The following is a 10009-nucleotide window of genomic DNA, read 5'->3' as shown; positions in this document are numbered from 1 at the left end:
GGTGCTGGCGGACGGCGACGCGTCCGGCGTCTTGCTGGGTGACGGGCTGCCGCCCGCGGGCTTGTCGCCGCAGCCGGCCAGTGCGGTCATCAGAAGCGCGCCGCTGAGTGCAAGAGCAAAGAGCCTTTTCTTCATTATAAATGCCTCCTGTTCAGATTGAGGGCCTCGGCTGGAAACGTTTCATTGGAAACGTTTCCAGCCCCCTGTGCCATTTATGTTAAACCACTTTCTCCGTATTTTCAAGTGGTTTTTGCGCACTTTACACAATTTCAGCGTTCCGTCAAAAATACGCCGGGGCAAATTGTACAATGCGCCACATTTGGGGCTTGGAAGTGGGGCAAATCCAGGCGGAACCTTCCAGGAGTGGCATGGAACCCCTCTATTGGTACAGCCAATTGAGGGAGATGCCGGGTGAAAAACGGTTTTAAAAAGACGAGGGTCCGCAGGGCCGGGTGGGCGGCGCCCCGCATGAGCATCCCTATGGAAGAGGCGCCGGCCCACCGGTGCTCGGGCGCCTTCTCTTAGGGTTTCACAAATTCACCCTGTTTCTCCCAAAAACGCTGTCCATTATTTCAGCAGGTTATTTCGCCCTTTCGGCAGCATTTACGGTATATGCTGCACTTGGAACGCCTGATTTGACCTTTTGCACAAATTGAGCCGTTAATATTTTCACAGTTTGCCGCGAATTTCTCTTGCATCCGCGCCAAATATGGGGTATGATTGGGTCGATTCAAAATAATATTCTTTGCTAAAAAAAATTTGTGAGGCGATTATGATGGAAAAGAACGCCGCAAAGACCAGCGAGACCGTCTTCTCCTACACAGGCATTCCCCCTGCCGGGCAGCTCGTCCCCCTGGGTCTCCAGCACGTAGTGGCCGCCGTGGTGGGCGTCATCACCCCGGCCATGATTGTGTCCGGCGTATGCAACCTCTCCGGCGAGGAGAAGACCCTGCTCATCCAGGTCTCCCTGATTGTCACGGCATTGGCCACCCTGCTCCAGCTCTTCCCCATTTTTGGCCGCATCGGCTCCCGCCTGCCGGTCATCATGGGCATCAGCTTCGCCTACGTCCCCACCCTCCAGGCCATCGGAATGGATTTCGGCATCGGCGCAATCCTGGGCGCCGAGCTCATCGGCGGCTTTGTGGCAATCCTCTTCGGTATTTTCGTCAAGCCCATCCGCAAGCTCTTCCCCCCGCTGGTCACCGGCACGGTCATCTTTACCATCGGCCTTTCCCTCTACCCCACCGCCGTGCGGTATATGGCCGGCGGCAATGCCTCCAGCGAGTGGTTCGGCGGCGCCCGGAGCTGGATTGTGGCCCTCATCACCTTCGCGGTGGTCATTATCCTCCAGAACTTCACCAAGGGCGTGTGGAAGCTGGGCGCTCTGCTCTTCGGCATGATTGTGGGCTACATCGCGGCCTTTATCGCGGGAATCGTGGACCTCTCCGCCGTGGGCGACGCCGCATGGTTCGCTCTGCCCAAGTTCATGCCCTTCGAAATTCAGTTTGAGCCCGCGGCCATTGTGTCCCTGGCCATTGTATACATCGTCAACTCCGTCCAGACCATCGGCGACCTCTCCTCCACCACCATGGGCGGCATGGACCGTATGCCCACCAACAAGGAGCTCTCCGGCGGCATCGTCGGCCAGGGCGTCATGAGCGTCATCGGCGCCTTCTTCGGCGGCCTGCCCGTGGCCTCCTACAGCCAGAACGTGGGCATCGTCACCGTCAACCGGGTCATCAACCGGGCGGTCTTCGCCCTGGCCTCTGTTATCCTGCTGGTGGCCGGTCTGGTGCCCAAGTTCGCCTCCATTCTCTCCACCATCCCTCAGTGTGTGGTCGGCGGCGCCACCATCTCGGTTTTCGCCATGATCACCATGACCGGCATCCGCATGATCACCTCCGAGGGCAAGTTCACCATGCGCAAGAGCACCGTGGTGGGCCTCTCCGTCGCCCTGGGCGTGGGCATCACCCAGGTCAGCGGCTGCCTGAGCGGCCCCGGCTTCCCCTCCTGGGTCGCCACCGTGTTCGGCTCCTCCTCCGTGGTGGTCGCCACCCTGATGGCCATCCTCCTCAATCTGATCCTCCCCAAGGACCCCGAGGAGAAGGCTGCGGCCAAGGCCGACGCCGCAGTCAGCGAATAAGAGTCGCCTCATCGAAAAGAGCGCGCTTCGGCGCGCTCTTTTCGCGTCCGCCGGGCCGGGACAGGAGGGGGGATACAAAGTCGGAAAAAGCCCGGTCTTCTTTCGCAGGTTCTCCACCACGGCCGGCACAGGCTGCGCCCCAAGCGTCGGCGGCATTTCTCCCCCGCCGTCGGGACCGCTCCATGTCCTCCGTAATTCGGCAGTTTTTGTGCAGTTTGCCATGTCCTTTCGTCGACTTCCCCAGTTTTTGCATTTTACATTGACACCCGTGTATATAGAATGCTATAATTCTTTTAGTAGTTAAGACGTATATACAAGTATATGTTTATACTTATTGGAGGTGGCGTCAGGATGGAACCTGTGGTACGGATGGTGGGAATCACCAAGCGTTTTCCCGCCATCGTGGCCAACGACAGCGTGGACTTCACTCTGGAGGCGGGGCAGATCCACGCGCTGGTGGGGGAGAACGGCGCAGGCAAGACGACGCTGATGCGCGTTCTCTACGGCCAGTACGCACCCGACGAGGGCGAGATCTGGGTGGGTGGGGAGAGGCGCAGCTACAACGTGGCGGGGGCCCTGGCCCTGGGCATAGGCATGGTCCACCAGAATTTCATGCAGATTCCGGAGATGTCCATTGTGGAGAACATCATCCTGGGCCATACACCCAAGAGGCTGGGCTTCGTTAATTACCGGCAGGCCCGGCAGCGGGTGCAGGAGCTGCTGACCCGCTTCGGCATGAAAAACTCGCCCGACGCGCCCATCAGCTCCCTCTGCGTGGGCGAGCGGCAGAAAATTGAGATCATCAAGGTCCTCTACCTGGGTGCCAGGGTGCTCATTCTGGATGAGCCCACGGCGGTGCTCACACCCCAGGAGACCACCGAGCTTTTCGGCATCCTCCGGGAGCTGAAGGCGGAGGGCACGTCGGTAATCTTCATCTCCCACAAGCTGCGGGAGGTCATTGAAATTGCCGACCGCATCACCGTAATGCGCAAGGGCAGGGTGGCGGCGGGCTTTGACGGCGGCGGCGTGGACGAGACCGCCGTCGCCCAGGCCATGATCGGCAAGCAGGACGTGCAGCTGCTCCAAAACGACAAGGCCGCAGACATCGGCGCCGCAGTGCTGGAGGCAAAAAACCTCTGGTGCTTCGACGGAGACGGCGTGCCGAAGCTGCGCAACCTCTCCCTCCAGGTCCGCGCGGGGGAGATCCTGGGCGTGGGCGGCGTGGAGGGCAACGGCCAGTCCCAGCTTATCGACATTCTGGTGGGGATGCTCCAGGCCTCAGGCGGAACTGTGACCCTGGCCGGGGAGGATATCTCCCGCTGCTCCATCCGCGAGCGCCGGGACAGGGGTCTGGGCTATATTCCCGAAGACCGCATGACCACCGGCCTGGCTCTGGAGGGGGACATCGACGAGAATCTGATCTGCGGCTGCGATAACAGAGGGCCCTTCAGCCGTATGGGCCTGCTGATGAGAAAGGCTATTCGGGAGAACACGGGGAGAATGATTGAGAGCTTCGACATCCGGGGCGTCAGCGCCGGAAAGCCCGTCAAATCCCTCTCAGGCGGCAATATGCAGAAGATTGTCCTGGCCCGGGAGATCGCCCGCAATCCCAAGGTACTCATCGCCGCCCAGCCCACCCGGGGACTGGATATCGGCGCCATCAATTTCGTCCGGGAACACCTGCTGGCGCGCAAGCGCGGCGGCACGGCCATCCTGCTGGTGTCCGCGGATTTGGAGGAGCTGATGAGTCTGAGCGACCGGCTCATCATCCTCTACGAGGGTTCCTGCGCCGGTGAGATCACCGATCTGGGCACGGTGAGCGAGGCGGACATCGGCCTGCTGATGGGCGGCGTCACCCGCCGGAAAAAGGAGGGCTAGTCAATATGGGAGCAAAAACGGCGGCCCTGGATCTCCGGGGTCTCAAGCACTGGGCACTGGGTCTTGTGAGCCCGGTGTGCGCCATCCTCATCTCTTTCATCATGGCGGGCATCGTGGTGGTATTCTCCGGCGGGAATCCGCTGGAGGCCTACGGCGCCCTGCTCAGAGGGGCCTTCGGCAGCGCTGCGGGCCTCAGGAACACGGTGCGGTATACTCTGCCCATCATCATGCTGGCCCTCTCCTTCTCCCTGTGCGACCGGTGCGGGTACTTCAATATCGGCCAGGAGGGGCAGATGTTCACCGCCGCCCTGGCGGTGGCCTGGGTGCCTCAGTTCATGGGCGGCGCGCCCGGTTTTCTCCAGATATTGGTCATGGTGCTGCTGGGGGCGCTGGTGGGGGGAGTGATGTCCCTGATCCCGGCCCTCCTGAAATTCCTGCTGGGCATCAACGAAATTGTGATTGGCGTGCTCCTCAACTACATCGCCACACTGCTGAGCAGCTACATGCTCCTCCACGCCTCCTTCGCCGACCCCAATTCCTCCATGCCCATGTCCTACCTCATTGAGGCCGCCCTCCCTGCGGCGGCCATGGTGGGCGGCGTGGTCCTGATTGTGCTGGTCTACGGCCTGGGGATGCAGCGTACGGTGCCGGGCTACGAGCTGCGGATGATCGGTAAAAACCCCCGGTTCTCCAGAGCCTGCGGCCTGCCCACCGTGCGGATTATCCTCATTATGGCCCTCATTGGCGGCGCCTTCTCCGGCCTGGCCGCCGTGGGTGAGGTGGCGGGGGTGTACCACAAGATGTACGAGGGCTTCGCTGCCGGAATGGGCTATAACGGCATGACCGCCGCCCTCATCGGCAAGGGTGGAAGCGTGGGCATGGTCTTCGGCTCCCTCATCCTGGGCGCGCTCCAGAGCGGGTCGGTGACGCTCTCGGTGGAGACCAGCGTGCCCGCCGAGCTGGTGCAGGTGGTGCAGGGCTTCGTCATGTTCTTCGCCACTGTCAACATCCTGCGCTTCGGCTTCCGCCGGAACCGGAAGGGGGGAAATTAAGCCGTGCTGGATTTTCTCAATCTGACGGTGCGCCTGGCCGCGCCGGTGCTGCTGGTGGCCCTGGGCGGACTCTTCTCCCTGCGGGTGAATATCTTCAACATCGCCCTGGAGGGCTTCATGCTCTTCGGCTGCTTCGCCTCGGTGGTGGGGGCCTACCTCACCGGGAGCGTGCTGGGCGGCATCCTCTTCGCCGCAGCGGTGAGCCTTCTCATGACCATGGTCTACGCCCTCTTCGTCTTTGAGCTGGATGTGGACCCGGTCATCTGCGCCATCGCCGTCATCACCATCGCGGGAGGGCTGACCCGGTATCTCCTCATCCCCATCTTCCACACCAGCGGACGGTACATCCTCCCTCCGGAGCTGGCCCTGCCCACGGTAAACCTGCCCTGGCTGGAGGCCATCCCGGTACTGGGGCCCATCCTCAACAACCACTCCATCCTGGTCTATCTCGCCCTGGTCCTCCCCTTCCTGCTGCACATCTTCCTCTATAAGACGGATTTGGGCCTCTCCATGCGCTCGGTGGGGCTGAATGCGGAGGCGGCGGCCTCGGCGGGCATCAGCGTGAAGAAGGTCCGCTACTTCGCCCTGGCGATGAACGGCATCCTCTGCGGGCTGGCGGGGGCCCAGCTGGCCCTCTCCCTGAACCTCTTCAATGTGGGTATGACCAACGGCCGCGGCTTTACAGCTCTGGCCGCCCTGACCCTCACGGGCTTCGAGCCCATCCTCACCCTGCTGGCCTGTCTGCTCTTCGGCGCGTCGGACGCGCTGGTGCTCATGCTCTCCGGCGAGGGCTACCCTGTCCAGATTCTCTCCATGCTCCCCTACGTGCTGGCTCTGGTGGTGGCCATCGTGCCCCCCATCGTCCGCAGGCTTGCCAAAAATGCCAGGCGGCGCAGAGCGGAGCGGACCCTCATGGCACCCGGCCGGGAGTGCCCGGCACAAGAATAAGCATAAAAGGAAAGGCGGCATACACATGAAAAAACAGTTTACCCGGTTCCTCTGCGCGGCGCTCGGCGCGGCTATGCTCCTCGCCCTGGCGGGCTGCGGCCCCAAGGAGGGGAGCGGCGGCGACGGCGACAGGACCAAGGTGGCCTTCGTGTCCTACATGGCGGTGGACCAGGCGGAGTGGCTTCAGAACCTGGACCAGGGTCTGAAGGACTACCAGTCCGCCCACCCCGAGCTGGAGATCAAGCTGGTGGAGGCCACCCAGACCAGTGAGTACGAGCCCAAGGTCCGGGCCCTGGCCGACGCAGGGTACGACATCATTATCACCAGCTACGACAATATGGCGGCAGCCACCGTGGCGGTAGCCAAGGACTTCCCCGACATCAAGTTCGGCAGCATGGACGGCGCGATCCCGGATCTGGAGAACTGCAAAAATATCCAGGAGTTCGGCCTGAGCCGGACCGAGACCGCCTACCTGGCCGGCGTGGCCGCCGGCATGATGACCCAGACGAACAAGGTGGGGATCGTGGGCGGCTCCGACGTGGGGCCCATCAACGAGATCATCGCCGGCTGGCAGCAGGGGATGCGCAGCGTCAACCCCGACATCGAGGACGTGGTGGTCTACGCCAACACCTTTACCGATCCCACCAAGGGCAAGGAGCTGGGGCTGGCCCTCATCGGCAAGGACTGCGACATCATCGGCGGCGCGGCGGGCGGCACCGGCGTGGGCGCGGCCCAGGCCGCGGCGGAGAAATCCTCCTACTATGTGGGCTGGGATGTCCACTACGGCGACGTGGTGGGCGACCTGGAGCTGGGCAGCGCGGTCAACTTCTTTGACAAGATGGTCATCCAGTTCATTGAGGACGCGGTGGGCGGCAAGTACACCCCCGGTGTGCGTACCATCTACGGACTGAAGGAGGGGGCCTGCGACTTCGAGTTCCTGGAGGGCTCCAAGGTATCCGACGAGGCCAAGGCCGCCGTGGAGGAGGCCCGCAAGGCCATCACCGAGGGCAGGGTGGAAATCAGCAGCGAGCCCATCCATAAATAACCATAACATCATTTGGAGGAAATCAGCATGAATCACGAGCAACTGTACGACCGCATCCTGGGCTGTCTGGTGACGGCGGGCATGGGCGACGCCATCGGCGCGCCCTCCGAGGCTATGAGCCGGGCGGAGATTCTGGAGAAATTCGGCGGCCCCATCGACACCTTCCTGGACGGCGGCGAGAACGCCTACGCCTACGGCAACCTGGTCGGCGAGGTAACCGACGATGCCAGCCAGATGTACGAGATGGCCAAGGCGGTGATCGCCTGCGGCGGGAAGCTCACCGTGGAGGCCGCCGCCCAGGCGCTGGTCACCTGGTCGGAGCGCTATCCCAAGTACTTCCCCCGCAACGCAGGCCCCACCACCTCTTACGTCATCAATGAGCTCAAGGCGGGCAAGGACCCCATTGCAACCGGGCTCGTGGGTCATGTCTACGGCCGGGGCACCTCCAACGGCGCGGCCATGCGGGTGGCGGCGGCCGGCCTGTGCAGGCCCGGCGACCTGGACTACGCCGTCCGCACCGCCGTCACCATGACCGCCCCCTCCCACGGCACACAGCACGCCTACGCCGGAGCCTGCTGCATTGCCTCGGGTATCGCCGCCGCCATCGGCGGGGCCGGCCTCTACGGCGTGCTCAAGGCCTGTCTCTACGGCGCCGAGGAGGGCGAGCGCATCGGCCGGGCCGAGGCCCGCACCGCCTCCGGCCCCAGGCTGCAGCCCAAGCTGCTCCAGGCCGTCGAGTGCGCCCTCTCCTCCCGCTCGGTGGAGGAGGCCGGGCAGAAGATTGAGGACCTCATCGGCAACGACGGCTCCATCCAGCCCAGCGTGGCCGCTGCCGTGGGCCTCTTCGCCGCGGCGGAGGGCGACCCTGCCAGGACCATCCTGGGGGGCGCCAATATCGGCGGCGATACCGACACCATCGCCTGCATCGCGGGAATGCTGGCCGGGGCCTACGCCGGCTTCTCCGCCCTGCCCGAGGGCTGGTATGCCACCTTCAAGAACGCCAACCCCACCCTGGACTTTGAGTCCGCAGCGGAGCGTCTGACCGTGATTGCTCAAAACGCCTGAGCCGCAGGCGCAGTTGGGAGGCAGCGCATATGGTAGACTCCGTCTTTCTCACCTTTCCCCTGGTGGATATGACGGTGCCCCTGGACGGGGAGCTCCCTGTCCGGGCGGGCACCACCACACCCATCCGCACCGTCGTCAACGAGCCGGGCGGACCGGCCAACATCCTCATCGCCGCCAGGCGCATGGGCTGCAGCATCCTGCCCGTGGGCCTGGTGGGTGACGACTATTACGGCTCCTTTCTGCTGGACGCCTACCGCCGGGAGGGCATCGACACCTCCCGGCTGAAGGTCCGGCCCGGCCTTGAGACCCGGAAGGTCCTCGTACTGGTGGATCGCAATGGACAGCACGCCTATATCAGCATGCTGGAGGGGGCGTTCGAACCCCTTCCCGACCTGGAGGATCTGATGGCCTCCACCCGCTCCCTCTGTCTCTCGGGCTATATGCTGATGGACCGCGGTACCGGCAGCGAGATTATGCGCGCGGTCCGACTGGCCCGGAAGCTGGGCCGCGCCGTTTTCTTCGACCCCGGTCCCCTCATCCCCCAAATTCCGGCGGACTGGATGGACGAGGTTCTGGCATCCAGCGATGCGGTGATTCTCAACGACGAGGAGGCGCGGCTCCTCTCCGGCCTTGAGGGCGTGGAGGAGGGCGCGCGGGCCATCGGCGCGCGCACGGCTGGCCGGGTGGTGGTAAAGGCCGGGCCCGGGGGCTGCCACATATGGGAGGACGGCGCGGGGTACTGGTATCCCGGCTTCTCCGTCCCGCTGGTGGACACCACCGGCGCGGGGGACTCCTTCCTGGGGGCCTACATCTTCGCCGCCCTCTCGGGCTGGGACCGGGAGACGGTAGCCCTCTTCTCCAACGCCATGGGGGCCGCTATGGTGTCCAAGCGCGGCTCCGGCACCCAGGTGCCCACCTTCGGGGAGCTGGTGAAGGTCCTGGAGGACGGCGGGTGTGCGGTGCCGGCGGAGACCCGCCGGCGGGGCCGCTTCGGGGCGCTCACCCTGCGCCGGGAACTGGACAATATTAGCAAGGCATGATAAAATGATGTCAATTCAAGAGTGGATGTGGTGTTATGCTCATCAGGCAGCCGGGAATTTCGCTGTGCCATCAGATTAAGGAGAGCCTCCGCCGGGAACTGGATTCCATCGGTTACGGCGAGCAGATCCCCTCCGAGCAGCAGCTCTCCGCCCGGTACGGCGTCAGCCGCGGCACGGTGCGCCAGGCCATCACCGAGATGGTAAATGAGGGGCTGCTCTACAAGATACAGGGCAAGGGCACCTTTAAGGGCGGTATCGCCGTAAGCCACTCCCGGTACGCCGGCCTGGTCCACAGCTTCACCGAGCAGCTCCTCCGCGGAAGACTTCAGCCGGGCATCCGTTCCGTGGAGCTGGACGTGACCCCCGCGCCTGAGCGGGTGGCTCACCGCCTCCACCTGGAGGTGGGGACCTCCGTGTGGCGGCTCTCCCGCATCCGCCTGGCCAACAATCAGCCCGTGGCCCTGGCCACGGCCTACATCCTGCGGGAGCTGACGCCCAGCCTGAAGGCCGGGGATCTGGAGATGTCCCTGATGGACATGATGGAAAAATGCTATCAGATCAGCTTCGTTCACTCCGAGACCTACTGTATGGCCGCCCTGGCCGACGCCCATCTCGCCGAGATGCTGGACTGCGCCGAGGGCGCCCCCATCCTCCAGACCGAGTATGTGGGGTATTCCCCCGCCCACTACCCCGCTATGGTGGACATCACCCAGTCCCTGGGGGATAAATACATCCTGCGCATCGACCAGGGGGATACGGCCCCGTCGCCGGCGGAGCAGGACGGCGTATGAGAAAAAAGAGGCGCTCTCTGTGCGGAGAGCGCCTCCTTCATATCTCA

8 protein-coding genes are annotated in these 10009 nt (G+C 63.6%); all 8 read left to right on the top strand.

The window, feature by feature from the left end:
* Positions 1-775: 775 nt before the first annotated feature.
* The 8 genes from H8S62_RS17175 (at position 776) to H8S62_RS17140 (ending at position 9962) form a co-directional block, all read left to right on the top strand.
* Entirely contained in the window at positions 776-2143 is a 1368-nt protein-coding gene (locus H8S62_RS17175) for a solute carrier family 23 protein (RefSeq protein ID WP_155150891.1), read from the top strand.
* A gap of 351 nt (positions 2144-2494) precedes the next feature.
* Positions 2495-4021 carry an ABC transporter ATP-binding protein gene (locus H8S62_RS17170; RefSeq protein ID WP_186920379.1) on the top strand — a complete coding sequence of 509 codons (1527 nt, stop codon included), beginning with the start codon at positions 2495-2497 and terminating at the stop codon, positions 4019-4021.
* Between the two features lie 5 nt (positions 4022-4026).
* Entirely contained in the window at positions 4027-5073 is a 1047-nt protein-coding gene (locus tag H8S62_RS17165; protein WP_186920378.1) for an ABC transporter permease, read from the top strand.
* A 3-nt stretch (positions 5074-5076) separates the two neighbouring features.
* Entirely contained in the window at positions 5077-6021 is a 945-nt protein-coding gene (locus tag H8S62_RS17160; protein ID WP_155150899.1) for an ABC transporter permease subunit, read from the top strand.
* 25 nt (positions 6022-6046) lie between these two features.
* A complete protein-coding gene (locus H8S62_RS17155) occupies positions 6047-7066 on the top strand; it encodes a BMP family ABC transporter substrate-binding protein (RefSeq protein ID WP_173023574.1) in 1020 nt (339 codons plus the stop codon).
* Positions 7067-7093: 27 nt separating this feature from the next.
* Positions 7094-8131 carry an ADP-ribosylglycohydrolase family protein gene (locus H8S62_RS17150; RefSeq protein ID WP_155150905.1) on the top strand — a complete coding sequence of 346 codons (1038 nt, stop codon included), beginning with the start codon at positions 7094-7096 and terminating at the stop codon, positions 8129-8131.
* A gap of 29 nt (positions 8132-8160) precedes the next feature.
* The gene (locus H8S62_RS17145) at positions 8161-9171 is read left to right on the top strand and encodes a carbohydrate kinase family protein (RefSeq protein WP_186920377.1); all 1011 of its coding nucleotides are present in this window, start codon (positions 8161-8163) and stop codon (positions 9169-9171) included.
* A 35-nt stretch (positions 9172-9206) separates the two neighbouring features.
* On the top strand, positions 9207-9962 hold the full coding sequence (locus H8S62_RS17140; RefSeq protein ID WP_186920376.1) for a GntR family transcriptional regulator: 756 nt from the start codon (positions 9207-9209) through the stop codon (positions 9960-9962).
* Positions 9963-10009: the final 47 nt, after the last annotated feature.

Source organism: Lawsonibacter faecis (genome assembly GCF_014287675.1).
In the GTDB taxonomy this organism is placed as follows: domain Bacteria; phylum Bacillota; class Clostridia; order Oscillospirales; family Oscillospiraceae; genus Pseudoflavonifractor; species Pseudoflavonifractor faecis.
Note: the sequence above shows the minus strand (reverse complement) of the source record. Positions and strands in the feature narration are given on the sequence as shown.